The organism is Microbulbifer maximicatervae (SeqCode) (genome assembly GCF_052467815.1).
The window spans coordinates 4889278-4915013 of record NZ_CP174326.1 but is presented as its reverse complement, the minus strand read 5'-3'; the positions used below and the strand labels follow the sequence as shown (position 1 = coordinate 4915013).

At 51.2% G+C, this 25736-nt stretch carries 20 protein-coding genes; 14 read left to right on the top strand and 6 right to left on the bottom strand.

Annotated elements, in window-relative coordinates; genetic code table 11:
- Positions 1 to 505: 505 nt before the first annotated feature.
- Positions 506 to 1594 carry a Glu/Leu/Phe/Val dehydrogenase dimerization domain-containing protein gene (locus tag ACJJIW_RS21270; RefSeq protein WP_444936293.1) on the top strand — a complete coding sequence of 363 codons (1089 nt, stop codon included), beginning with the start codon at positions 506 to 508 and terminating at the stop codon, positions 1592 to 1594.
- Positions 1595 to 1812: 218 nt separating this feature from the next.
- Entirely contained in the window at positions 1813 to 4629 is a 2817-nt protein-coding gene (locus tag ACJJIW_RS21265) for a M16 family metallopeptidase (protein ID WP_444936292.1), read from the top strand.
- Positions 4630 to 4671: 42 nt separating this feature from the next.
- On the opposite strand, the gene ACJJIW_RS21260 is transcribed toward ACJJIW_RS21265, so the two are convergent.
- Positions 4672 to 5283, bottom strand: coding sequence for a glutathione S-transferase family protein (locus ACJJIW_RS21260; protein ID WP_282932017.1), 612 nt, complete (start codon positions 5281 to 5283; stop codon positions 4672 to 4674).
- Between the two features lie 90 nt (positions 5284 to 5373).
- Between ACJJIW_RS21260 and ACJJIW_RS21255 the strand changes: the two genes are divergently transcribed.
- A complete protein-coding gene (locus ACJJIW_RS21255) occupies positions 5374 to 6738 on the top strand; it encodes a metal-dependent hydrolase family protein (protein WP_282932018.1) in 1365 nt (454 codons plus the stop codon).
- A gap of 184 nt (positions 6739 to 6922) precedes the next feature.
- Here ACJJIW_RS21255 and ACJJIW_RS21250 read toward each other — a convergent pair whose 3' ends face one another.
- Positions 6923 to 7633: an SIMPL domain-containing protein gene (locus tag ACJJIW_RS21250; RefSeq protein WP_444936291.1), complete on the bottom strand. Its 711-nt coding sequence runs from the start codon at positions 7631 to 7633 to the stop codon at positions 6923 to 6925.
- A gap of 161 nt (positions 7634 to 7794) precedes the next feature.
- Entirely contained in the window at positions 7795 to 8961 is a 1167-nt protein-coding gene (locus tag ACJJIW_RS21245; protein ID WP_444936290.1) for an aminotransferase class V-fold PLP-dependent enzyme, read from the bottom strand.
- A 75-nt stretch (positions 8962 to 9036) separates the two neighbouring features.
- On the opposite strand from ACJJIW_RS21245, the gene ACJJIW_RS21240 reads away from it, so the two are divergent.
- From ACJJIW_RS21240 to ACJJIW_RS21205, 8 genes are all read left to right on the top strand, one after another.
- On the top strand, positions 9037 to 9477 hold the full coding sequence (locus tag ACJJIW_RS21240) for a VOC family protein (protein WP_444893272.1): 441 nt from the start codon (positions 9037 to 9039) through the stop codon (positions 9475 to 9477).
- Positions 9478 to 9533: 56 nt separating this feature from the next.
- Positions 9534 to 10637, top strand: a complete 1104-nt coding sequence (locus ACJJIW_RS21235; RefSeq protein ID WP_444936289.1) for a hypothetical protein — start codon at positions 9534 to 9536, stop codon at positions 10635 to 10637.
- A gap of 2 nt (positions 10638 to 10639) precedes the next feature.
- Entirely contained in the window at positions 10640 to 11305 is a 666-nt protein-coding gene (locus ACJJIW_RS21230; RefSeq protein WP_282932023.1) for a GntR family transcriptional regulator, read from the top strand.
- 210 nt (positions 11306 to 11515) lie between these two features.
- Positions 11516 to 12865 carry an aspartate aminotransferase family protein gene (locus ACJJIW_RS21225; RefSeq protein ID WP_282932024.1) on the top strand — a complete coding sequence of 450 codons (1350 nt, stop codon included), beginning with the start codon at positions 11516 to 11518 and terminating at the stop codon, positions 12863 to 12865.
- 116 nt (positions 12866 to 12981) lie between these two features.
- Positions 12982 to 14367 carry a glutamine synthetase family protein gene (locus ACJJIW_RS21220; protein ID WP_444936288.1) on the top strand — a complete coding sequence of 462 codons (1386 nt, stop codon included), beginning with the start codon at positions 12982 to 12984 and terminating at the stop codon, positions 14365 to 14367.
- A 463-nt stretch (positions 14368 to 14830) separates the two neighbouring features.
- The gene (locus ACJJIW_RS21215) at positions 14831 to 16207 is read left to right on the top strand and encodes a glycosyltransferase family 4 protein (protein ID WP_444936287.1); all 1377 of its coding nucleotides are present in this window, start codon (positions 14831 to 14833) and stop codon (positions 16205 to 16207) included.
- A complete protein-coding gene (locus ACJJIW_RS21210) occupies positions 16207 to 16968 on the top strand; it encodes a class I SAM-dependent methyltransferase (RefSeq protein WP_444936286.1) in 762 nt (253 codons plus the stop codon). Before ACJJIW_RS21215 ends, ACJJIW_RS21210 begins: the two co-directional genes overlap by 1 nt.
- Positions 16965 to 18077, top strand: a complete 1113-nt coding sequence (locus tag ACJJIW_RS21205) for a prenyltransferase/squalene oxidase repeat-containing protein (protein ID WP_444936285.1) — start codon at positions 16965 to 16967, stop codon at positions 18075 to 18077. Before ACJJIW_RS21210 ends, ACJJIW_RS21205 begins: the two co-directional genes overlap by 4 nt.
- Here the strand turns inward: ACJJIW_RS21205 and ACJJIW_RS21200 are convergent.
- The gene (locus ACJJIW_RS21200) at positions 18006 to 18623 is read right to left on the bottom strand and encodes a class I SAM-dependent methyltransferase (protein WP_282932028.1); all 618 of its coding nucleotides are present in this window, start codon (positions 18621 to 18623) and stop codon (positions 18006 to 18008) included. The genes ACJJIW_RS21205 and ACJJIW_RS21200 overlap by 72 nt on opposite strands.
- A 116-nt stretch (positions 18624 to 18739) precedes the next feature.
- Here ACJJIW_RS21200 and ACJJIW_RS21195 point away from each other — a divergent pair, with 116 nt between their 5' ends.
- Positions 18740 to 19462: an acyltransferase gene (locus tag ACJJIW_RS21195; protein WP_444936284.1), complete on the top strand. Its 723-nt coding sequence runs from the start codon at positions 18740 to 18742 to the stop codon at positions 19460 to 19462.
- A 19-nt stretch (positions 19463 to 19481) separates the two neighbouring features.
- Positions 19482 to 19997: a shikimate kinase gene (locus ACJJIW_RS21190; RefSeq protein WP_444936283.1), complete on the top strand. Its 516-nt coding sequence runs from the start codon at positions 19482 to 19484 to the stop codon at positions 19995 to 19997.
- Between the two features lie 63 nt (positions 19998 to 20060).
- Here ACJJIW_RS21190 and ACJJIW_RS21185 read toward each other — a convergent pair whose 3' ends face one another.
- Positions 20061 to 20531: an Lrp/AsnC family transcriptional regulator gene (locus ACJJIW_RS21185; RefSeq protein WP_020413378.1), complete on the bottom strand. Its 471-nt coding sequence runs from the start codon at positions 20529 to 20531 to the stop codon at positions 20061 to 20063.
- A gap of 277 nt (positions 20532 to 20808) precedes the next feature.
- Here ACJJIW_RS21185 and ACJJIW_RS21180 point away from each other — a divergent pair, with 277 nt between their 5' ends.
- The gene (locus tag ACJJIW_RS21180) at positions 20809 to 24366 is read left to right on the top strand and encodes an indolepyruvate ferredoxin oxidoreductase family protein (RefSeq protein WP_444936282.1); all 3558 of its coding nucleotides are present in this window, start codon (positions 20809 to 20811) and stop codon (positions 24364 to 24366) included.
- 54 nt (positions 24367 to 24420) lie between these two features.
- On the opposite strand, the gene ACJJIW_RS21175 is transcribed toward ACJJIW_RS21180, so the two are convergent.
- Complete coding sequence (locus tag ACJJIW_RS21175; RefSeq protein ID WP_444936281.1) at positions 24421 to 25695, bottom strand: OprO/OprP family phosphate-selective porin; 1275 nt, start codon at positions 25693 to 25695, stop codon at positions 24421 to 24423.
- Between the last annotated feature and the right edge of the window lie 41 nt (positions 25696 to 25736).

Here is a 25736-nt window from a genome sequence, read left to right as displayed (position 1 = left end):
TGGGTCGATTTGGGCGCGGATTCTACCAGACCATGCGCAGAGGATGTAACGCGCTTAGGCGGTGGAAATGATCTTAGTTGCCAGTGTTGTGAGATTTTCAAAAATTTTTGAAAAAGTAGGCATATTAAGGAAGGCTTCAAAAGGAGGTTCTTTGCCAGAAGATTTATACAGGAATCGTGTTCTCTTGAGGGGCAGTTATAGGAAATTTATAAGAGAGCCGCCAGCGGTAGGGGAGGGCCCGGTAATCAATGCTAATTGATGGAGAAATAAGAGCGTAGAGCTAGCTGCCTCGATTAATGACTGGGTGGCCCAAGTTATTCCAAGGCAAACAGATATCCTAAAAATTATATTTTGGTGTGATGTTTTAGCTATTCTAATGCTCATGTGTGCAAAATATGCAAACTTTGTCTGTGGGAGCTGGATATAATCTTATTCCAGATAAAAACAGATAAGGGCTGTGGTTGTTCCCCAGCTGTAGAACCGGCCTTCCGGAGAGGAACAGTTAATGAGTATTTTTTCCCATTCCGCCTACGATAAACACGAACAAGTGGCGTTTTACCAAGATGCAAAGAGTGGCTTGAAGGCCATTATCGCGGTACACAATACGAATTTGGGTCCCTCACTGGGTGGCTGCCGTATGTGGCCCTACGCCGACGATGGCGAGGCCCTGAATGATGTTCTCCGTCTTTCCCGGGGTATGACTTACAAGTCCGCAATGGCCGGCCTCAAGCTGGGTGGTGGCAAGTCCGTAATTATTGGTGACCCGCGCAAGGAAAAGACTCCTGAGTTACTGCGCGCTATGGGTGAATTTATTAATACCTTGGGCGGCCGTTATATCACTGCTGAAGATTCTGGCACGAGCGTGGCGGATATGAGTGTTATCGGTGAGACAACCGAGTTTGTCTCCGGCCTGTTTGCGGGCTCCGAGTATGGTGGTGATCCTTCCCCTTCGACTGCTTACGGTGTGTTTGTTGGCCTGAAAGCTGCGGTAGAACATCGCTGGGGCAAGACTGACCTGACCGGCTTAAAAGTCTCTATTCAAGGCGTGGGCAACGTCGGTTTCCGTCTGGGTAAACTATTGAAGGATGCCGGTGCGGAACTGTTTGTCACCGATATTTTCCAAGACAATATTGATCGTGCGGTTACCGAGCTTGGTGCCATAGCCGTAACTGCCGACGAGATCTTTGACCTGGACGTAGATCTGTTTGCCCCCTGTGCGATGGGTGCAATTCTTAACGATGACACCATCAGCCGTTTGAAGGTTCAGGCGATCGCTGGCGCGGCTAACAACCAGTTGGCGGAAGAGCGCCATGCTGAAGTGCTTCGCGAGAAAGGTATTTTGTACGCACCGGACTATGTCATTAATGCTGGCGGTATTATCGATGTTTACTACCAGCAGAAAGGCGATTACGACGCTGCAGAAGTGCGCGCTCATATCGAAGAGATTGGCAGCACGATGAAAGAAGTGTTCGAGCGTGCCGATGAAACCGGCCAGACCACTGCTCACGTAGCGGACCGGGTTGCCGAGGAGCGCTTTGGTCACCATACGGTTGTAGGCGAGGCCGAAGATAAGTCTGGTACTGTGGCAGCGTAATGTTTTCAGCGCAGGAGTAGAGCTGGTGACCTGATTCCTTGGGCGATTGTCATCTCGCTTCTCTCTGTGATGTATTGATTTGGGCACTTCGGTGCCCATTTTTTTGCCTGGAATATTTGCTAAATTGCGGTTGGTAAAAGGTTTTGCTGACACTCTGGAGGAAAGCTGGCCTAAACTTGCCATCCTGAAATTGCGGTTTTTTAAAAGGGAGTGACAATATGGACTTGCGTCCGCTACTTATCAGCGTTGCCATCGCTATTACTGGCCTTACCGCTTGCGGAAAGTCTACCGATGATACGCCTCATGCGCTTTCGGTGGATAAGGAAGCAGCAGCCAGTAGTAAGGCTGCTGCATCCGATAAAGAGGCGTATGTCCCGCCACCCAAGTTAGAGATTCCTTTCCATAAGGAAGTATTACCCAATGGCCTGACGGTGATTGTACATGAAGACCACAAAGCCCCCGTTGTTTCTACCAATCTTTGGTACAAAGTAGGCTCTAAGGACGAGCCGCCAGGTAAAACCGGATTTGCTCATTTATTTGAGCACTTGATGTTTAACGGTAGCGAAAACTTCCCTGGAGAATATTTCGAACCCTTCCAGCGCTCTGGGGCCACCGATATGAATGGCACCACCAGCAATGACCGCACCAATTATTTTGTCACTGTGCCCAAAGGCGCCTTGGATATGGCGCTGTGGATGGAGTCCGACCGAATGGGGCATTTTAAAGGTGCAATTACCCAGGAGGTTTTGGATGAGCAGCGCGGTGTTGTAAAGAATGAAAAGCGCCAGGGGGAGAATGCACCTTATGGCAAAGCGTTCGATATTATTGCCAAGAGCACCTTCCCCAAAGGACACCCCTATTCGTGGACGCCGATTGGCTCGATGGAGGACCTGGACAACGCCAGTCTTGCAGATGTCAAAAAATGGTTTGAGGACCATTATCAGCCCGCTAATGCAGTTTTGGTAATTGCGGGTGATGTTACGGTCAAAGATGCGATGGCCAAGGTGCGCAAATATTTTGGTGATATCCCGAGCACAGGAGTGCAACCGCGCATTAAGAATTGGGAACTACCCACCCAAGTGAAAAAGAGGGAGGTGGTTTACGACCAGGTGCCCCAAACGCGAATTTACAAGGTTTGGAATGTGCCCGCAGTGGGTAGCGAAGTGGAAGATGCGCTGGAATTAATGACTTCCCTTCTCGCCAATAGAAAAAACTCTCTTCTTTACCGCCGCTTGGTTCGCGATGAGCAAGTGGCCACCAGTGTCAGTGCTTTTTATTACGGCCGTCAGCTTGCAGGGCAGTTGATGATTATCGTCGATGTGAAACCCGGGCAGTCTGTAGAAAAAGTTGAAGACTTACTGAATAAAGAATTAAAGCAATTCGCAAAAAATGGTGTGAATGCGGATGAGCTGCGCCGGGTTAAACAGAGTGAGTTTGCCGGGCTGGTAAAGGGGTTGGAAAAAACCGGTGGTTTTGGTGGTAAGAGTGACATCCTTGCCCAGTCGGAGTTTTATTTTGGCGATCCCGGAGCCTTGATCGAAGGCGTAGAGGATTATGCAAAAGTATCCGCTCTCGAAGTTCAAGAAGTGGCTGAGCAGTGGTTGAAAGAGGACTCCTACACCTTAATTATGGAGCCGAAGCAGAAGTATACGGCAGCGGCGGAGGGTGCTGACCGCAGTAAACTTCCTGAGGTAGACAAAAATGTAGAGCTGGAACTGCCAAAACAAAAAGAATTTACCCTCAAAAATGGATTAAAGGTTGTTCTGGCCGAACGCCACGATACTCCCGTGGTACTGATGAATCTACAATTTCGCAGTGGCGCCTCCGCAGATAAAAATAAGCCGGGTCTGGCTTCAGTTGCGGCGCAAATGCTGAACGAAGGTGCGGGTGATCTGGATAGCCTGGAATTTAGCTCTCGCTCAGAAGAGCTTGGTGTGAATATTGGTGGTGGTAGCGGCCTTGATTATAACAATATCAGCATGAGTGCCCTTAAGACGCAGCTGGAGCCATCGCTGGAGCTATTTGAGAAGGTGGTTACTGAACCTCGTTTCCCAGAGTCCGACCTGGAGCGGGTTAAGTCCAATCGCCTGGATGCAATAGCCCAGGAAAAAGCCCAGCCTCAGGGCTTGGCTATGCGTGAACTGCCGCCGCTGCTATTTGGAGAAAACCACCCTTATGGCTCTCCCTTGACGGGATCGGGTACTCCCGAGGGAATTAAGTCCATAACCCGTGAGGATCTGGTTAATTTCCAAAAGACCTGGGTGCGACCGGATAATGCAACCCTGACGATCGTGGGGGATGTTACTGAAAAAGAAATAGAGCCTCTGCTGAATGAAACTCTCGGAAAGTGGACTGCTCCTAAATCAGAGCTTCCCAAAATTGAAGTTGCCAAGGTGCCCCGCCCAGAAAAAGCTCGAGTTTATTTGCTTGACCGGCCCGGCGCACAACAGAGTTATATCATGGCAGGTCTGCTGATGCCGCCTTGGCAGCCGCAGGGAGCTGAAGCTTTTGATGCGATGACAAATATTATTGCCGGAAAGTTTACGTCCAGGGTCAATATGAATCTTCGTGAGAACAAGCATTGGTCCTATGGTGCCCGCGCGGTTTCCCTGGATACTGAAGGGCAGCGTCCCTATATTCTCTTTGCTCCTGTGCAAACTGATAAAACAGCTCCAGCCATTAAAGAATTGGTAAAAGAGTATGAGGAGTATTTAGGGGAGCGCCCTATTACTGCGAAAGAGCTTGAGGACTACCAGAATGATGAAGTCCTGAAGCAAAGTGCTCGATTCCAGACCAAAGGGCAGTTGCTTTCCAGTATTAATTGGCAGGTGGAGAAGGGGCTTCCAGAGGAATATATTGCCGAATACCCACAGCGGGTTTCAGCACTGAATAAGGAAAAAGTGGAGGCCTCCGCGAAGGAGTATCTTGCGCCAGATCAATTCACCTGGGTGATTGTTGGGGATCTAAGTAAGATTAAAGGCGAGGTTGAAGCCTTGGATATTGGCCCCGTTGAGGTGCTTCCTGCAAAGGACTGACTGAAATTATTTCCCCGCCCTGTTTGGGCGGGGAAATAAGGTTTAAGCTTTAAAACTGGGGCGCTCTTTAAGTTGTTCACGCCAGCGGACTACGTGGGGGTGCTCTTCAGTATTGGGTCGTAAGTCCTGAATCTTTCCGAAGTCCATGCAGGTCACCATGGCAATATCTGCTACGGAGAAGTAGTCTTCAACCAAGTATTGATGATCTGATAAATGATCGTTAAGGATGCCAATAAATTTCATGGCCTCCTTGCCGCAGTCCTTCCCAAACTCTGGATAAACGTTCATCCGGTCTTTAAAGAAACCAGTTACATGCTGAAAATTCATAGCAATGTGATACATCATGTTGAAATCAGCACGACGATTCCACATTTCAACCTGAGCCTTTTCTTTTGCATTTCTGCCAAATAGAGGGGGCTCTGGATGTAGTTCTTCAATATATCGTTGAATGGCGGCTGATTCGGAAATATGTGTGCCGTCCTCAAGCTCCAGTAAAGGAACTTTTTTCAAAATATTCTTATTCCCATACTCTGCTGTAAGGTTTTCCCCTTTAGCGATATCTACTGTTACATATTCGATATCCACACCTTTTTCTGCCATAAACATGCGAACACGTCGACAGTTTGGTGCTGCTGCGAACTCATAGATTTTCATAGAGGCTTCCTCTCGCCTGGGTAATTGCGTAGATTGTGCGATCTTGGTAAAGGACGTTAAGAATCTAAAAGAGATCTACTGGGGACGACAATGACAACAAAGACCAACCGAAGCTACTTTGTCAACCGCGCAGCCGCCGTGGCTTTGTCGGTATTTGCCGGGCTTTTTAGTTTACAGGCTGGGGCCGAGAGCATCGCAATTTACGCTGGCAAATTATTTGATAGCAGTAATGGAAAATTATTGGAAGACCGCACCATTCATATTGTCGATGGGCGGGTTGAGTCAGTACAGAAGGGGTTTGCCAAGCGCGATCGAGAGCGCTTGGTCGACTTGAGAGAATATACGGTATTGCCAGGTTTGATGGATATGCACAGCCATCTCACTTACGAGTTTGGGCCGCGTGCTTATATGGAGTCTTTCAGCTGGAATACTGCCGATTTTACCTTGCGCGGCGTGGATGCTGCACATCGCACTCTGCAGGCTGGATTCACCACGATTCGAAATCTTGGTGATCACGACAATGTGACTGTGAGTTTACGTAATGCAATCAACAAAGGCCTGGTGGAAGGTCCGCGTATTTATACGGCGGCAAAGACAATCGCAACTACCGGTGGGCACGCTGACCCCACCAATGGGCTCAGGCAGGACTTGATGGGAAACCCTGGCCCGGTGGATGGTGTTATTGATGGGCCGATCAGCGCGCGCAAAGCGATTCGTCAGCGCTATAAGGACGGCGCTGACCTGATCAAGATCACCGCGACTGGTGGAGTCTTGAGTGTGGCAAAGAGCGGCCAGAACCCACAATTTATGCAGGATGAGCTGGAGGCAATTGTTGAGGCTGCTAAGGACTATGGTTTCACAGTTGCAGTACATGCCCACGGTAAGGAGGGAATGATTCGCGCAATTCGTGCTGGAGTGGACTCCATTGAACACGGCACCTATATGGATAATGAAGTGATGGACCTTATGCGCCGTAACAACACCTGGTTTGTGCCGACTCTAATGGCTGGTGAGTGGGTGACAGAAAAATCGGCGATTGAAGGCTTCCTGCCAGACCTGGTGCGCCCGAAAGCCGCGACTATGGGGCCTTTAATGCAGGATACTTTTAGCCGCGCTCACAAGCGCGGAGTAAAAATTGCATTTGGAACCGATACCGGTGTTACCCGTCACGGCGATAATGCCCGTGAATTTTTACTGATGGTGCAGGGTGGAATGAGCCCGGCCGATGCATTGCGTTCAGCGACTTGGAATGCGGCCCAGTTGCTGCAAGTACAGGATGAACTGGGCAGCATTAGCGAGGGCAAGATAGCTGATATTATCGCTGTGGCTGGAAATCCCCTGGAAGATATTTCGGAAATGCAACGGGTTCTGTTTGTAATGAAAGAAGGCGTTATTTACAAAGAGTCCAGCGAGTTGCCAAGTGATGTGTTTCTTGAGCAAGATATCAGCGGTTAGTCGGTAGAGAAGAACGGCAGTGAAACAGCAAGGCTGTTGGTGCTGTTTCACTGCTGACAAGACATTAGCTACTGCGGGGCAGCAGGGAAGAATCGAAATGCGCTGTGAATATATTCAAGCCCTGAATGGCCCCAAGCGCCGTGTATCCTTCCTGCCTCCGTATGTGAGTAGCTATTGCTCCGTATTAGTCCTCGAGTTCGTATACCAGATCCAGATTGACGGTAAGAGTGGTTTCTCCCGGTGAAATGGGGGTGGAAGCACTGTCTTTCATGGCCGCCATTTCAGTGCGGTACATGGGGCGTGGCATACCGCCGTTGCCATTTTCTGAAATACTGACAATGCGACGCACTTTTGTACCCAGCGCTTTGGCGTACATTTCTGCACGCTCCTGGGCGTCTTCAAGGGCTTTTTCCCGGGCTTTGGCTTGAACTGGAGCAGGTTCACCAATTTCGAAGCTCGGACCGTTGATCTGGTTGGCGCCAGCGGCAGTAAGATTATCCAAGACCTTGCCGAGTTCATCCAGTTTGCGAACCTTCACGCTGACGGTATTTCGCGCGGTGTAACCAGTGATTCGGGGTTTTTTGTTTTGCTGGTACTGGTAGCGCGGAGATAGGTTAACGCCTGTGGTTTGAATATCTTTCTTGTTGATACCCGATTTTTTGATGGTGGCCATTAAAGACTCCATCTGATTGGCGTTATCGCGCATTGCCTGTTTGCTGTCCTCTGCCTCGGTCACCACTCCGACAGAAATTTTTGCGATATCAGGAACCTGACTTGCCTCCCCCCGTGCAGCGATGGATACCATGGTCCCCCGGTCTTCTGGAGCCCGCTCGTTACCACAGGCGGTGGCGAGCAGGGCGAGAAGGGAAATTACTGAAATTTTTACTGCTTTCATAACGCTTCCTTATCCATTGAGTGCTGATTGTTGCGACGAAAATGGCGCCATTATTTTATAGATTGAATCCTGAACCGCAGCTGAGCCGGTGTGCCTTTTAGGTGTTAAATATGCTCTAGCGGCGGTGGTAAAAATCACTCTGTCCTCTTAGCTCTGAAGCTTTAAGAGTTAAAAACCTGCTGGTAAGTTTCATCCTTATCGTGATAGATGGCGAATCCCAGCCTGAGAAACTGTTGTCGCCGATCACACAGAACTGCTCGAGCCTTGAGCTCTTCCTGAACCCTCTGTGAGACTTCTGGTTGTGAGCAGTCAAATGTGAAAAAGTGGCCGTGACCTTCTTCCAGATCATGACAAATCAAGTTGTTGCGATTCAAGATGGGATGGTCTGAGTTATCCATGCTACTCAGGAACCGGGTTTGCGCATTGAGAACATAGCTGTGTATTTTCTCGATGGTAATGCCTTCGCGATGGAATAAATCGAAAATAGCCAGGGCTTTGTAGAGTGTTGAATAGTCCATGGTCGCCCCAGCAAAGCGCAGCCAATTGTCGCTATATCCGACTTCGCCAGAGCGATTCTCCAGCTCCGCCATTTCTGCGAACCAGCCAGTATTAAGGGGGCGCAGTGTGCAGTTCGCAGGAATTGTCATAAAGCACAGGCCTTCGCCGGCGCCTAGGTACTTGTATGATCCTGCTGTAAAAAAAACCTTGTCTGCAACGGTTGAAAGATCGATTGGGCGAGCAAAAAAACCGTGATATCCATCGATAACGAATTGTGTGTCATGCGGTTTCTGTGCCGCAACCTCCAGCAGCCGAGGAAATACCACACCGGAGTCAAAAAATACCAGGCTGGCATAGGCCAGATGGTATTCATTTTTATGTAGCTCGGTCTCAAATCTTTCTGCCAGGGTGGCGTAGGGTTCTTTAGCAACTCTCGTTACCTCTACTTGAGGAAGCTCTTCCAGACGTTGTAATTGGCGAGTAAAACTGTAGAACTCTCCGTCTGTAGTGAGAATGCGCAATGGTTTACTGGGATCGAATGAACTCAGTAGCCGATACACTAGTTCATGGGTATTTGGGGCTATAGCGATCAAGTCTGCCCTGGGTAGGTTGAGGGATTTTGCGATCGCCGCTTGCCATGAGGGTATCTTCTCCTCAAAAATTGGCCCCCATTTTTCATCGGCCAGAAGTGCTGAATCGCGCCAGTACTGCTGTACTGCATCAAGGGTAACATCGGGCCAGTAGTGGTGGGAGTGGCAAGCCATGTGCAGCATGGAAGAGGGACTGCCACTGGGCGCCTGAAGGAACTCGCGATAGAATTTTTTATACATATGCGTTTAGCTTTAAAAAGCCGATTTATTTGTTATGGGCTGATTGTAGAGCTTGGCAACAAGAAGGAGTAGAGGGTGAAGTACTTACATACCATGGTTCGCGTAACCAATCTGGATGAATCTCTGGCGTTTTACTGTGAAAAGCTGGGCCTGCAGGTCGTTAGTCGAAATGATTATGATAAAGGGCGTTTTACCCTAGTGTATCTCGCAGCCCCCGAGGATCTTGAAGCGGCCAGGGAGAATAAGGCCCCGACATTGGAACTCACTTACAATTGGGACCCGGAAAGCTACACTGGCGGGCGGAATTTTGGACACCTGGCATATCGGGTAAATGATATTTACGGGGTGTGCCAGCGTATGATGGATCAGGGAGTGGTTATCAACAGACCCCCGAGAGACGGCCATATGGCATTTCTTCGCTCCCCAGATGGGATTTCCATTGAGTTGCTGCAAAGTGGAGAGCCTCTCCCACCACAGGAGCCCTGGATGTCTATGGAAAATCAGGGTGAGTGGTAGTCCGGGATAGTTGAAACCTGAGATAAATTCTGACGGCCAAGAAAAAGAGAAAGTGAGTGAAAAATACCAGTTGTATTCTACTGGCCGGAGAGACGGCTGCGCGGCGCATACGTGAAGAGGGATTGTCCCAGAGGCAATTTTCGACGCTGGTCGGCGCTTCCGGCGGTCCCAAGTGGCTGGTGATTAGCCAGTTGGATCGGGTATTGATGGGGGAGTTCTTCAAAGGGCGGGGCGAACCAATTGTCACCTTGGGATCATCTATCGGTAGTTTTCGCAACATGTGTTACGCAATGGCAGAGCCGCTGTCAGCACTTGAGCGATTAGAGCATCACTACATTTACCAAACCTATTCAGACAAACCTTCCCCTGAGGAGATTACTGCCGGCGGTCGCAAGATGCTACAGGCAGTGTTGGGTGCTGAAGGTGCTCGCGAGGTAGTGGAAAATCCCATTTGGCACAGTCACTTTGTGGCGGTCAGGGGCAGGGGGCCACTGGCCAGTGAAAACAAGGCACTGTTGGCGCCGGCATTACTCGCCTCGGCACTGGCAAATGCTGTATCTCGCAACAGCCTGAGCGCTTTTTGGGAGCGGGTGGTTTTTCATTCGCAAGAGTCGGCAGGCATTCACTTCCAGAACCTGAGCACCGAAAATATTCCGCTGACCGAGCAGAATACCTGTGCTGCTGTACTGGCCAGTGGCTGTATCCCTTTGGTAATGACAGGGGTGCAGACACCAGAGGGAGCTCCACAGGGTAATTATCGCGATGGCGGTATCACCGATTACCACTTTGATCTGCGCTTCCGCCACCCCCAGGGCCTAGTGCTCTATCCGCACTTTTTCCCCTATATGGTGCCCGGTTGGTTTGATAAAGGGCTCTCTTGGCGACGGGTTCGCGGAGATGCCATGCAATCCACTCTGGTTGTGGCTCCTTCGCCCAAATTTGTTGCCTCCTTGCCCTATAGAAAAATTCCAGACCGCAATGATTTCTACAAGCTCGACCGTGAAGACCGTTTGAAGTACTGGGGGCGGGTGGTTGATCTCAGTCGCCGGGTGGCAGATGATTTTTATGAAATTTGGCAAAGTGGCCGGGCAGCTGAACATTTAATTGAGGTGGGTGCGGAGGATGTCCCTCATATGTTGGAGCAGGTCAGGGCAGCATAGGTATGGTGCAGGAATTTAACAGTCCCCAGGAAGAGTACCGCACAACTCAGGAGAGGGTTTATTTTCAGGTGCGGGATGCCATTCTGCGGGGAAAGTTTTTGCCGGGTAGGGCGATTACTATTCGGGGCTTGGCCTCGGAGCTTAATTGCAGTCCAATGCCGGTTCGCGAAGCGTTGCGTCGCCTGACCTCGGAGCGGGCCCTTGAGCTGTCAGATACCCGCCGGGTCAGGGTGCCGACAATGACCCCGGAAAAACTGGCAGAGATTTGTGCCGCTCGCGTGGCCCTGGAGTGTCAGGCCGCTGAACAGGCACTGCCATTGGTCGGGGATGCTGAATTAGCGCAACTTCGGGAGCTGGATGAGCGTGTAACAGAAGCTCTCGCTCAGAAAGACATCGAGCGCTATGTGACCACTAATCTGGAATTTCACTTTACCCTTTATCGCCTGGGGCAGCCCCATATCATCCTGTCCCTGATCGAGAGCCTGTGGCTACAGACAGCTCCCCTCCAGCACTTGGTTTTCCAGCGCTTTGGCGTGCAGGAGTTGCCAGACCGGCATCAAGATCTGCTCGAAGCTATTGCCAGTAAAGATGAGTTGAAGGTGCGCAAAGCCATTCAGCAGGATATTGAAGAGGGGCTCGGCTCTATCTCTGCAGAGGAGCTGCTGTAGCGGCTCCTCCCCCCCAGTTGACCATTTAGTTTCCAATTTTTCTCCTCGCACTGGCGCAATTCGACCTTATGTTTTCGGTAAGGGCAGATAGACCTTGCGCTTCTGTCGATGGCCCCACTAGAATGTGATCACAAATTAGTGGTAACGATTTGGCCTTTTGAGCCCGATTGGTGGGCGCTGAGCAAGGCCTGTGAAAGCCAGGAGAGAAATATGAACAAGACTGAGCTGCAGCAACACGACCGTGAGCACCTGCTACACCCATTTACTGACTTCCATGACTTGGGCCAGCAGGGGACCCGTGTGATTACCAGCGCCGAGGGCGCTTACATCACCGATATTGATGGCAACAAAATGCTTGATGGCATGTCAGGCCTCTGGTGTTGCAATCTCGGCTACAGCCGTAAAGAAATCAGCAATGCGATCTACGAGCAGCTGAATACCCTGCCTTTCTATAACAGCTTCTTCCAGTGCACTACGGTGCCCTCGATTGAACTCGCCGATGCCCTGGCTGAAGTGACCCCGGCGCATATGAACAATGTGTTCTTCACGGGTTCCGGTTCCGAGGCAAATGATACTAACCTGCGCCTGATCCGCCGTTTCTGGGATATCCAGGAAAAGCCGGAGAAGCGCATCGTTATTTCCCGTAAGAATGGCTATCACGGCTCTACCATTGCCGGTGCCAGCCTGGGTGGCATGAGCGGTATGCACAAGCAATTCCAGCCGCTCGACTACATTGAGTACGTACAGCAGCCCTACTGGTTCGGTGAGGGCGGCGATATGTCTCCAGAGGAGTTTGGTATCCAAGCGGCTCGCAGCCTGGATGAGAAAATACAGGAGCTGGGCCCGGATAATGTTGCGGCGTTTATCGCTGAGCCAATCCAGGGTGCTGGCGGCGTAATTATCCCGCCGGAAACCTACTGGCCGGAAGTCAAGAAGGTGCTGGACCAGTACGACATCCTGCTGGTGATGGATGAAGTGATTTTTGGTTTCGGCCGTACCGGTGAGTGGTTCGGTGCCGACTATTACGGCATGAAGCCCGACCTGATGACTTTTGCCAAAGCGGTAACCAATGGTTACTTCCCCCTGGGCGGTACCATGGTGAGTGATCGTGTCGCTGAGGTGATCAAAACCAAAGGTGGCGAGTTTACCCACGGTTACACCTACTCCGCGCATCCGGCTGCCTGTATGGCAGGTCTGGCAACTATCAATATTCTGCGCAACGAGAAGATTATCGAGAATGTCCGCGATGTAACCGGCCCTTACCTGTCCAAGCGTTGGGCTGAACTGGCGGAGCATCCGATCGTTGGCGAAACCCGCAGTTTGGGTATGGTCGGTGCCTTGGAGCTGGTAAAAGATAAGGCCAGCCGCGCTCGTTTTGATGATGACTGCACCGCTGGTGCGGTATGTCGTGACCTGAGTATCAAGCACGGTTTGGTGATGCGCGCCGTTGGCGATGCCATGGTTATCGCACCACCGCTGATTATGACCACTGAACAGGTCGATGAGCTGGTAGAAAAAGCGCACCGCGCCCTGGACGACACTGCTAAAGCACTGGCGTAACATAGCGGCAAGATACTCTGTTGCAGAGGCGGTCTGATACCCCGTTTTCCATAGCTTTAATGGAAAAGCGGTGTTGGGCCGTCTCTGCGTTTAGATTGGATCACCCCAGGCACCTTATGTCTCAAGAAAAAGAATTCACTGCCCAGCCCGATCTGCTGGAGCAGTCGCAAAAATTCCTGGCAGAGCACTCGGACCTAAAGTGGATCGAAGGCTTTATGTTCGATATCAATGGCGTGCCGCGAGGGAAGTGGTTGCCGGCAGAAGCTGCGGAGAAATTGCTCAAGGGCAGTCTGCAAATGCCGCGTAGCGCGGTCAGTCTCGATATCTGGGGGCGGGATATCGAAGACAGCCCGCTGGTATTTGCCAGTGGAGACAGCGACGGCGTTTGTCTGCCGGTTTCGCCTATTAGCCTGGCGCCCTGGCATCGCGAGTCCACTGCCCAGCTGCATATGCAGTTGCATGAGGCAGATGGCTCCTCTCTCTATGCCGATCCCCGCAGCCAGTTGCAACGCGTGGTAGAGCGTCTCGGCAAGCTGGGTTATTCCGCCGTGTGTGCGACCGAGCTGGAATTCTATCTGCTCCGCGATGAGGTGGATCATCTGGCGCGTCCGCGCCCGGTTAGCGATAACGACGCCGAGCTGGTGCCTTCCACCGACGTTTACGATCTGTCCGAGCTCAATGCACAGCGACACTTCTTTGCCGATGTGCGAGCTGCCTGCGAGGCACAGGGTATTCCCGCAGATTCAGTATTGTCGGAGTGTGCGCCGGGACAGTTTGAAATCAACCTGTTGCACAGTGCCGATCCCGTTAAAGTGGCCGACCAAACATTACTGTTTAAGCGCTTGTTAAAAGGGGTGGCGCGCAGTCACGGCTTCCGCGTGAGTACCATGGCCAAGCCTTTCGGGGATCAGGCGGGTAACGGAATGCACGTGCATATGAGTTTGATCGACGCCAATGGGAAGAACGTTTTTGATGACGGTTCTGACACTGGCTCCGATTTACTGCGTTATGCCGCAGCAGGAATGCTGGCGACTGCCAACGATGCGATGGCGTTTTTCGCACCTCACAGCAACTCCTATCGCCGCTTCCAAGAGAGTTCTCACGCACCGCTGAACCTCTGCTGGGGCTACGATAATCGCACTACAACTTTGCGCGTGCCTGCCAGCGATCCTGTGGCGCGGCGTATCGAGCACCGCATTGCGGGGGCGGATGTTAACCCCTATCTGGTGTTAGCTGCGATTCTCACTGGTGTGTGTCATGGCATTGAGAACCAAATGGAAGCGCCTGCACCTGTGGAAGGCGATGCCTATCAGGTGGAGAGTGAGAAGTTGATCAATACCTGGAGTGGTGCACTGGAGCGCTTTGAGCAGAGCCCTTTGTGGCGCGAGTACCTTGATCCGCGCTTTGTGGAATTGTTCTCTCTGTTGAAAAGACAGGAGCAAGCAGAGATAGCTGCCCGCGTTACCGATGTTGAATACCAGAGTTATCTGCATCGGGTATAAACATTGGCGGTGTGCTTTAGCGCCGATTGCCGTTTTAGTGAACGGCTTTCACGACAGGAGAGTTAGTGGGGGGTATTTCCTCTGCTATACCTAAATTTAAGTGCGTAATGTACTTGAAACTCTCCTCCTGAAAGTGTGTTCGAGAAATCTGGCCCGCCTTTTGGCGGGCATTTTTTTATTTTTGATTGACTTATTTCCACTTCCTGTTCGCATTAATCCCTTCTTTTAAAGTTGCCATGGCTTGAGTGCATCGATTGACACGGTGTGCGGTTGCTGGGCTTTTGTTGCTATTTTGGCTTGCGAGCACACATCCTTGGGCCAGGATACCAAGAGTGTGGACCGCTTCCGCCTAGCAGTCATTTCTCCGCCAGTGTATTCTTCCGCTTTACCAGCGAGGCACCCCAGACAGTCGGCTTTTAGACGTTGGCATTCGCAGAATGTCTGTGCGAGAGCGGATAATGTTATGGGGTATAAGAATATTGCAGATGGGGAAACTATGACCGCCTTGGGAAATTGTGCAGACGGTCCAACGGCTGGCGAGACGCAGCCACTAAAAATATGCCTTTTGGGGTATCGCAGCAATCCACACAGTGGTGGTCAGGGCATCTACCTGCGCTACCTGAGTAAAGCACTGGTAGATGCTGGTCACTCCGTGGATGTTATTTCTGGCCAGCCCTACCCAGAACTCGATGAGCGCGTAAAGCTCATCAAAATGCCAGGGTTGAATCTCTATGAAGTTGAGCGTCCAGCGCGGGCCTTGAAACCTCGCCACCTGCTGTCGTGGGCGGATTTTTTTGAATGGTGGAGTAAGCTTACCGGCGGTTTTGCCGAGCCTTATACGTTTGGCCGTCGGGTAAATAAATACCTGCGCAAGCACGGCAAACAATACGACATTGTTCACGATAACCAATCACTGTGTTACGGCTTGCTGGATATCGAAAAAAATGGATTGCCTGTTGTCGCGACAATTCATCACCCCATTACCCGGGATCGTCAACTGGCATTAGATGCCGCCCCCGATTGGCGTTTTCGTTTGCTGGTACGTCGCTGGCATAATTTTTTGAATATGCAGATCAAGGTGTCGCGGAAACTTCGCCATATCGTGACCGTTTCCAGGCAATCTGAGCGGGATATTATCGAGCAGTTTGGCGTGGCTCCCGAGCAGATTCACCTGATTTACAACGGTATTGATACCGAATTATTCAACCCAGGGGCAGAGAATAAGCGCTTGCCTCTGCGAATTATGACCACCGCATCGGCAGACCAGCCGCTCAAAGGTCTGCGCTTTTTATTGCAGGCGCTGGCGGAATTGCGCCAGGAATATGAAAACATAGAGTTGTTGGTGGTTGGCAAATTACGCGAAGGTGGCGCCACGGAACGCTTGCTTCACGATCTGGATCTTCAGGATAGGGTTCAGTTTGTCTCCGGTATTTCTAACGAAGAACTGGTCGATAATTACCGCAAGGCTACAGCGGTAGTTTGCCCATCGCTCTACGAAGGATTTGGTTTACCTGCCGGGGAGGCAATGGCATGTGGTGCTCCGGTAGTATCCAGTGACGGGGGTGCTTTGCCTGAGGTGGTTGGGGATGCCGGAATCGTGGTCCCTGCAGGAAATCACGAAGCTTTGGCCAATGCCCTGCGCCAGGTTTTATCCAGCGAAGCGCTGCGAAAAGAACTCAGTGAGAAAGGTCGCCAGCGCATTGAAAATAAATTTTCCTGGAAAATCGCTGCAGAGAGTTTGGTGAAATATTACCGGGAAATTCTCGGACATACACTGGCGGAACAATCCAGTAGTCATGAAATAGAAACTCCGAATATGCGCAGTGCGGAGGCGGCTTGATGATTACTGTAGATCCCCAGCACTTAAATCTTTGTCCTGGCCAAAAAGTCCTCGACTTGGGGTGCGGTGAAGGGCGCCATTCCATTCACTTGATGATCACCGATGATGTCGATGTTTACGGCATTGATCTGTGTTTTGATGATGTGCGCACTGCCAGTGAACGAGCGGAGCCTTTTCGCTCTCCCGAGCATTCAAAAGGTCGCTTGCAGTTCGGAGTTGCCAATGGCCTGCAACTGCCATTTGCCGATGGGAGTTTTGATGTGGTTATCTGCTCAGAGGTACTTGAGCATATCCCCGATTACAAGTCTGTTCTGGCTGAGATTAACCGGGTATTAAAACCCTCCGGTATTTTTGCCGCGACAGTACCGGCATTTTTTCCCGAATGGGTGTGCTGGAAACTCAGCGATGAATACCATCAGGTTGAGGGTGGGCATATCCGGATATTCCGCGAGCGCGAGCTGCGAGAGGATATTGAAAGGCTGGGACACCACTATTTTGCCCGGCATAAGGCCCATGCGTTGCATGCACCTTATTGGTGGTTAAAGTGTTTGTTTTGGGACAAGCCCGATTCCCGTTTGGTCTCTGCCTATCACCGCCTGTTGGTGTGGGATCTGATGAAGAAACCAGCCTTTACCCGGATTCTCGAAAAACTATTGAACCCGCTGTTGGGAAAAAGTATCGCTCTCTATTTTGTGAAACCTGCTGGTTCGACACAACGAGTAGATACGCCTCTCTCCCTGCCAGAGGGAGCTGAAGCATGAGTAAAGTTTCTGTGCCGGCAAAAGCTTCTGGTTTTTTCCCTGAAGGATTTATCCAGGATAGCGCCGCCTATATTCTCTCCCAGCAACTCCCCGATGGCTCAATTCCCTGGTTTAAAGGGGGCTATGCCGACCCCTGGGATCATGTTGAGGCCGCTATGGGGCTCGCCATTGCCGGGGAGTTCAGAGCTGCTGAAAACGCCTATTGCTGGTTGGCTGAGATTCAGCTGGAGGACGGCAGCTGGTGGGCCGCTTATAAAGATGGCGATATTGACAACCGGGAGCGCCGTGAAACCAATTTTGTTGCCTATGTGGCAACAGGAATTTGGCAGTACTTCCTGATCAGTAGAGACATACTGTTTTTACAGCGCTATTGGCCGATGGTGGAGCGTGCAATTGAGTTTGTATTGCGCTTGCAAACGGAATTTGGCGAAATTCATTGGGCGGTAGATTCAGAGGGCGCCCCTATGGAAGATGCCCTGATCACCGGTTGTTCTTCCATTTATAAAAGTCTGGAATGCGCAATTAATATTGCCTACCAGCTAGGGGTTGCTCGCCCGCAATGGATACTTGCCCGGGAAGCTCTGGGCGATGCGCTGCGCAATAAACCGGAGCGCTTTGATCGCACCTGGGAAAGCAAAGCGCGCTTTTCAATGGACTGGTTTTATCCCGTATTAACCGGTGCCTTTTCTGGTGAGGCAGCGCAGTTGCGGCTTCAGCAGCGCTGGGATGAGTTTGTCGTGGCCGGGTTGGGATGTCGTTGCGTCAGCGATGAGCCCTGGGTGACGGTGGCTGAGTCCTGCGAACTCACCATGTCCCTAATCGCTGCTGGCCAGCGTTCGCGGGCGGAAATTTTGTATCGCGGCTTGCACCGCTGGCAGGATAAAGATGGGGGCTACTGGACCGGTTATGTCTACCGGGATGAGGCCATCTGGCCGGAGGAAAAAACCACCTGGACTGTAGGGGCCATGCTTCTGGCTGCCGATGCGCTCGCCGGATTAACGCCAGCGAGCGAGCTGTTTACATCGGTGTGCCTGCCCTCAAATGCGGCGCAGGATTCCCAGGGTGTCGACAGTTTCGACGAGCTCGAACTGAGCGGAAGCCAGGGCTAGCTTGTAAATATCGTAGGGCGCCTGGCCGCCATCGGCGGGGTCCGGGAAAATATCGTGGATAGCCAGGTAGCCGCCGGGCACGATATGGCGGGACCAGCTGCGATAATCGGTCATGGCCGCTTCCAGGGAGTGGCCGCCGTCAATAAAAACGAGACCCAAAGGAGTATTCCAGCAGCGTGCAGCTGTTGCGGAGGGGGCGACGACGGGAACAACCCAGTCATCCAATTCAGCCGCGCGAATATTCGCGCGGAAAGTGCGAAAACTGTCCATTAAATTGGCCTGGCCATCAAACAGTTCGGGATCGTGATACTCCTCTCCTGGCTGGTGCTCTTCAGATCCACGATGGTGGTCTACGGCGAACAGGACGTTATCGGTCAGCTTACAGGCACTGGCCAGGTAAATTGATGATTTGCCGCAGTAGCTGCCCACTTCAAGACAGGGACCCAGTGAGCTGGCTTCAGCTGCCAGGTGGTAGAGAGCTTCCCCTTCATGGGCGGCGAGGAAACCTTTAATTGCTCGAATATCAATAGGTAGATTTAGGGACATGGGTAAACGCTTGCTATTTTTCGTGGCCGAAACACTAAACTGCCACTAATACAAAAGCAATTGGGTTTTTATTCAGGGCTCCGTAAATCCCATAAAATATAAGTAGAAATTAAAATATGCGTAAGGATCACAGGCCCTATTGGCTCAAGCGACTGCAGCTGCGTTGGCGCAAATGGCGAACAGAGTATTTCCTTCTGCCACAATTCGATGCGGTTGGGGTTGAGCCGGAAGTGATGGACCCGGGTTCTGTCCATGTTTTTGGCGGAAATGTTCGGCTCGGAAATTACCCTCACTTAATCTCCAACAACGAGAAATGTATTCGCTTTACCACTTTTGGACACAAGGGGGGAAAGGCATTTATTACTATTGGGGATTTCGTATTGATCTCTCCAGGGGTGCGTATTTCTGCGGCTCAATCTATTGAGATTGGCGATGCCTGTATGATCGCAGCCAATGTGTATATTTCCGATTCTGATTGGCACGGGCTCTACAATCGCACGCGGCCCTTCCGTTGTACTTCCCCGGTGCGGCTGGGTAACAATGTTTGGATTGGAGATAGTGCAACCATCTGCAAAGGTGTCACTATCGGTGATAATTCTGTAGTAGGAGCCGGCAGTATCGTCACTAAAGATGTCCCCGCAAATACGGTTGTTGCAGGTAATCCGGCAAAACCCATTAAATCAATTAATCCCAAGCGACGAATGATTACCCGGGAGGCATTATTTGCCGATGCCTTTCGCCAAGCGCATAATCTGGATGAATTGGATAAGATGATGTTGGGTGGGAACACCTTATTGGGCTGGTTGCGCTCGGTATTCTTTCCCCGTCGTAGCGATTGAATGTGCAAGTATTAATAAAATGAAAAAAAGAAAAAGTATTGTCCTGATTGGAATGCCCGGCGCCGGTAAAAGTACGCTGGGGGTGTTGTTGGCAAAGGAGCTGGCACTGGGGTTTACAGATACTGATGTTCTGATCCAGTCCAGGGAGGGCAAGACTTTGCAGCAAATTATGGCCGAAAGTGACTATCTTAATCTCCGTGCCATTGAAGGGGAGGTATTAGCCGAGGCCACCCTCCCCAGTGATGTTATTGCCACTGGAGGAAGCGCCGTCTACAGCGAAGAGGGCATGGAGAATCTACGCAGTCAGGGTGTGGTAGTGTTTCTTCAGTGTTCAGCTAAGGAGTTACGCCGGCGTATCCATAATTATGAAAGCCGTGGCATTGCGAAGGCGCCAGGGCAGTCTTTTGCGGACTTATTTGAAGAGCGACAGGCCCTTTACCGGCAATATGCAGAAATAACGGTGGATTGTGACAGAAAGTCACTGCAGGAAACGCTTGATCATTTACTTAATGCGCTGCGGGAGATGGCAGAGTAACCGAAATTTTCTCAGTAAGCCCCATGCGTTAAAACAAGGGGCTTTACTTTTCACACTTTTGGCTTAAAGTGGCAGCTGGGTAGTGTACTTCACCTGCTTTAGGGCAAAGGTGGAGTTGACTGAGGCCACGTTTGGCAGGTGTACCAGGGAGCGCTTCAGTAATTGCTCATAGTGCTCCACGCTATCTACTACAACACGCAGGACATAGTCTTTGTCTCCGCTGGTGGAGTAGCACTCGACCACCTCCTGGACATCCTGAACTGCTGATTCAAAGTTGTTCAGGGATTCCTCATCGTGATTGTGGATGGTAACGTAGCAGTATACGGTGACACCCAGATCCAGTTTGCGTGGGTCCAGCAGGGTAACACGGCCACGGATAATGCCTTCGGCTTCCAACCGCTTGATTCTGCGCCAGCAGGGAGTGTGCGAAAGACCGACTTTATCGCCCAGCTCTGCCATGGAGTAATCTGCGTTCTCCTGCAGCGCTCGCAGAATCTTACGGTCAAAATCATCCAGGTCTGTCGAACGCTTCATAAAGACTCCTATCCTATAAAAATTATCTAAATCGAAACTTCTATCACAAATTTACGCATATTTGCGTGAATAAAGCAATGCTCTATTGCGCTTAACGAACTAGTATGACCTGACTAAACCGTTTCGGGATAGGTGCAGTGTGCCCTCAGCCGCTCTGGGACTTTGCGGCAAATATAAAAACAGGCGCATCTGACCACAGAAAACGGACTATTCGGAAGAATAATGACTAATAACTCGAACCGGGTTTCGAGAAGAATAATTAACCGGAAGTAGGTGTATGACTGAAAAAGTAACCAGTCCTCAAAGTACGGCGGATTCCCAAGTAAAAAAACAGGTTTCATTGGACGACCGCTACACCATGCTCAAGGGCCGTGTGCTCCTTTCAGGTATCCAGGCCCTTGTGCGCTTACCCATAGACCAGATGCGAATGGACCGGGATCGCGATCTCAATACCGCGACTTTTATCTCCGGTTATCGGGGGTCGCCCTTGGGTGGCTACGATCTGCAGTTATCAAGGGCGAAAAAACTGCTGGGAGAGTACAACATCCGTTTCCAACCTGGCGTCAATGAAGAGTTGGCGGCTACGGCAGTTTGGGGATCCCAGCAGGTGGGCTTGTTCCAGGGGGCAGAAGTGGATGGCGTCTGTGGGATTTGGTATGGCAAGACACCGGGTGTCGACCGCTCCTGCGATGCATTTCGCCATGCCAACGCCGCTGGCTCCTCTCCCAAAGGTGGCGCGCTGATCGTTGCCGGCGATGACCACGGCTGTAAGTCATCCTCCTATCCCGGGCAGTCTGAATTTGCCTTTGTGGATATGCATATTCCAGTACTTAACCCCGCCACCGTGCAGGAAGTGTTGGATTATGGTCACTACGGGCTGGAGCTGTCTCGCTTTAGCGGCTGCTGGGTGGCAATGATCACCCTGGCAGAAAATATGGATAGCTCTGCGACCGTGGAAGTGGACCCTGAGCGGGTTAAATTCCACTACCCGGATATTGAACGTCCCGAGGGCGGCCTGAATATTCGCAAGCAGGATAACCCTCTCGAGCAGGAAGAGCGCCTGTGGCGCTACAAGCGCCCTGCTGCGCTGGCTTTTGCCCGCGCCAATAAGCTCAACAAGGTTGTATTGGAAAACCCTGAGGCGAGCCTCGGCATCATCACTACCGGTAAGGCCCATCTGGACTTGATGCAGGCCTTCGAAGATATGGGTATCGATGAGCAGAAGGCCAAGCAGCTCGGTATTCGAATCCTTAAAGTGGGTATGACCTACCCGTTGGATGTGCCGGGTATCCAGGAGTTTGCCCGTGGCTTGGATACGCTGCTGGTGCTTGAGGAAAAACGCAGTTTGATGGAAGTGCAGCTGAAAGAGGAGCTGTACAACGTCCACGTGAAGGACCCGAATTTCCCGCGTATTCTCGGCAAAGTGGACGATAGTGATCAGCCGCTGATGCCTGCTTATGGCGAGCTGTCGCCAGCGATTATTGCCCAGGTATTGGGTTTTGTTTTGGGTGAGGACAAGTTGGATGAAGGCGGCAAGCACCGCTTGATGCGCCTCAATGCCCTGGCTGAGCGTATTTCCCAGCAGACGGGCTCAAGTGTGTCTCGCTTGCCTATGTTCTGTGCCGGCTGCCCCCACAATCGTTCTACCAAGGTGCCGGAGGGAAGCCGTGCCCTGGCAGGTATTGGTTGTCACTATATGGCCCAGTGGCTCGACCGGGAGACTTATACCTTCACCCAAATGGGTGCCGAAGGGGTCAACTGGGTAGGGCAGGCGCCGTTTACCACTGAAAAGCATGTCTTTGTAAACCTGGGTGATGGTACCTATTTCCACTCCGGTATTTTGGCGATTCGCGCTTCCGTGGCTGCCAAGGTCAATATCACTTACAAGATCCTGTTTAATGATGCGGTCGCCATGACCGGCGGCCAGCCCCACGATGGTGAGTTGGCTCCGGATATGATCTGTCGCCAAGTTTTGGCAGAAGGGGTGCAGAAAGTTATCCTGGTGATGGATAACCCGGATAAATACAAGGGTGCGCTGTCCTTCCCCAGTGAAGTTGAAATTCGTCACCGGGATTACTTGCCCGTTGTAATGGATGAGCTGCGTGAGGTTGAAGGTTGTACCGTTATTATTTATGACCAGACCTGTGCCACCGAACTGCGCCGTAAGCGCAAGCGCGGGCTACTGCCTAAAGCCGAGGGGCGCCCCTTTATCAACGAGCTGGTGTGTGAAGGCTGTGGGGACTGCGTCCAGCAGTCGAGCTGTATCGCTGTTGAGAAAGTGGAAACAGCTCTGGGCGACAAACGCAGGGTAAACCAAACCGGCTGTAATCAGGATATGTCCTGCGTTAACGGCTTCTGCCCCTCATTTGTCACGGTGAAAGGTGGCAATATTGCCAAGGGCGCCGGGGTAGGCGAAGTGTTGCGAACTGAAGCGGCCAAGTTGCCCTCGCCGCAGCTTCCGGGCTTACAGCAGCCCTATAACTTCCTGGTTACCGGCGTTGGCGGTACGGGTGTGGTGACCATTGGTGCCTTGTTAGCGATGGCGGCACATATCGAAGACAAGGCGTGCAGTACCCTTGATCAGACCGGATTGGCTCAGAAGGGCGGTGCGGTTTATTCCCATATTCGCTTTGCGGTTGCGCCCGAGGCTTTGCAGGCGGTACGTATTTCCGACGGTCGTGCCGATGCCCTAATGGCCTGCGACCTGATTGCAGCCGGCAATGTGGCAGCTTGTTTGGTTAAACTGGATAAATCGCACAGTCGCGCGGTAGTGAATACCCACTTGAGTCCAACGGCGGCAACGGTTCTCGGGCGTGAGGATGTCCATTCACCGCAAGCGGTATTGGATACGGTGAGTGGTGCGGTTAATGAGCTCAGCTCAGTAGAGGCGCATCGCCTGACCAAGGCAGCTCTGGGTGATACGCTCGCCGCCAACATTTTTATGCTCGGCTACGCCTGGCAGAAAGGGTTGATTCCGCTAACTGAAGCCTCCCTGCTGGAAGCAATCCGCTTAAACGGTGTCGCTGTGGAAGGAAATCTGCAGGGATTTGCTGCAGGGCGGTTGGCGGCAGAAAATCGCAACGCTCTGGACAAACTGTTAACCCACGAAAAAGTTGCAGTAGAGGTACCACAAACTCTTGAAGCGATTGTGGCTCACCGGGTGGAGCACCTCACCGGTTATCAAAATGCGGACCTCGCCGAGCGTTACCGCAGTTTGGTCGATACGGTGAAATCTGCTGAGATTTTAAAAGTGCCCGGGAATGTGCAGTTGGCCGAGGTGGTTGCGCGCAATTATGCTAAATTGCTTGCCTATAAGGATGAGTACGAGGTGGCCCGCCTATACACCGATAGCCGCTTTACCGAATCGCTAAAAGAGAACTTCAGTGGTGACTTTACACTGGAGTTCAATTTGGCTCCCCCGTTATTGGCGCGCTTCGATAAAGGCTTGGGGCGTCCCCGCAAAATGAAATTTGGCGGTTGGATGTACAAGGCATTTGGTGTTTTGGCGAAGCTGAAGTTCTTGCGCGGATCGGCGCTTGATATATTTGGTTATACTGCTGAGCGAAAAATGGAGAGGGCACTGATCAGTGAATATGAAGAATTGGTTAAGAAAGTTCTGGGCCAATTAAATTCGCAGAATCACGCTGCTGCAGTTGAGCTACTTCAATATCCGGATATCATCCGGGGCTACGGCCCGGTGAAAGAGGCCAATATTGAGAAAGCGAAAGAGCAGCGAAATATCGCATTAAATCGATTTGAAAATCCGGTTCGGGATATAAAACTTTCTGCAGAGGTTGAGGTTTTTGACCCAGCTAAGGCGCAGCAAGTAGGTTAAATTTCCGTTTGGTAAAGTGGCTTGAGGACTGTCTTGAGCCACTTTATACCTCCCCTACCAAACCCCTTGTAGTCGTATGGCAAATTGGTTGGTTTTATCTCCAGTAAAATCATCGTCACCGAGGGTGATGTTCATCATTACGCGGACTTTGGGGTTGAAATAGTAATTGACCCCAAATGTAAAATTACTCGCTCGCAGCTGGCGAAAATCCCGATTCTCTATAGCGGTATATCTTGCGGCAACTTCCCAGGCACCCTCTGGAGGAGATGGCTTGATAGATTTAAATACCCCCAACTTGGAGTCGTAGGGTTTATGTTGGCCGGTAATTGCCCAGCTTCCCATAATGTACCAGGCGTGAACATCCTGTCCGCCAATAAAGCATCCGCTTATGGGGTCGCAAAAAAAACTTGGAGGAAGACCGAAGAATTCCTCATAGGTCAATTCAGAAAGGTATATCTTCCCTGTGAAATGACCATACGCATACTCCGCTTGGCCGAATAGAGGGCCGTAAGTCGCAGCTAGCTCGAAACCGGTAGTATTGACCCGGCCTCCGCCATCTCCAAGGAAAAACTCATCGTCACCAAACTCGCCAAAAAAATTATCTGATCCGCCAGGTGTGATTGCTATCAGCTGCTCCGGCCCTCGTCGGCCCGCATAGGCAACTTCAGCAGTGATATCGGGACTGTCCTGATTCGCTTTTTCGTAGCTACGGTATACACCCAGATGAACTGTTGATAAAACATCGTTAATTGGAGCCCAGGTCAGTCGAGTTGCTGCGCCAACCCCCGAGTTCCTGGGATCGCCTGGGTCCCGTAAGTTGAATAACGTAAAACCAAATGTATGACAGCACCAATGCTTATGCCAGTCGATACCTTGCTGACGCCCACGCCCAGAATAAATACCTGCAGCGCTGGTAAATGCCCGCTCCATGAGCACTAGGTCATTGGAGCTTGTCAGCTCATTGATTGAGCGGCTGGGTTTAAAGTTGCCGATGGTTAGTTTTCCCGTATAGAACTTTGTTGCTAAATAGACGTCTCGCAATCCTCCAGTCCCATCGGATGCAAAGTCTCTCTCAAGTTTGTAGTTCCACTTCCAGATTTTGCCTTTCATTGACAACCTTACGCGGCGAAAGTCTGTGGTGTTAACCGGGTCTTCCAGATCTTTATCAAAAATATATGTATCGAAGTGAATTCTTCCGCCTAGTTGTGCGGAGAAGTTCCCATCGTCAGAGACAATTTTCAGTCCACCTTTTGTTTCGGCTTCATCAGCGATGGCTGGGAAGTAAAATAAAAATATTGAAGTGGCACAGCATGCTCCCCAATATTTCATTGAGCGCCTCTATTTGAGAGTTGTCATTGGTCACGGAAGAA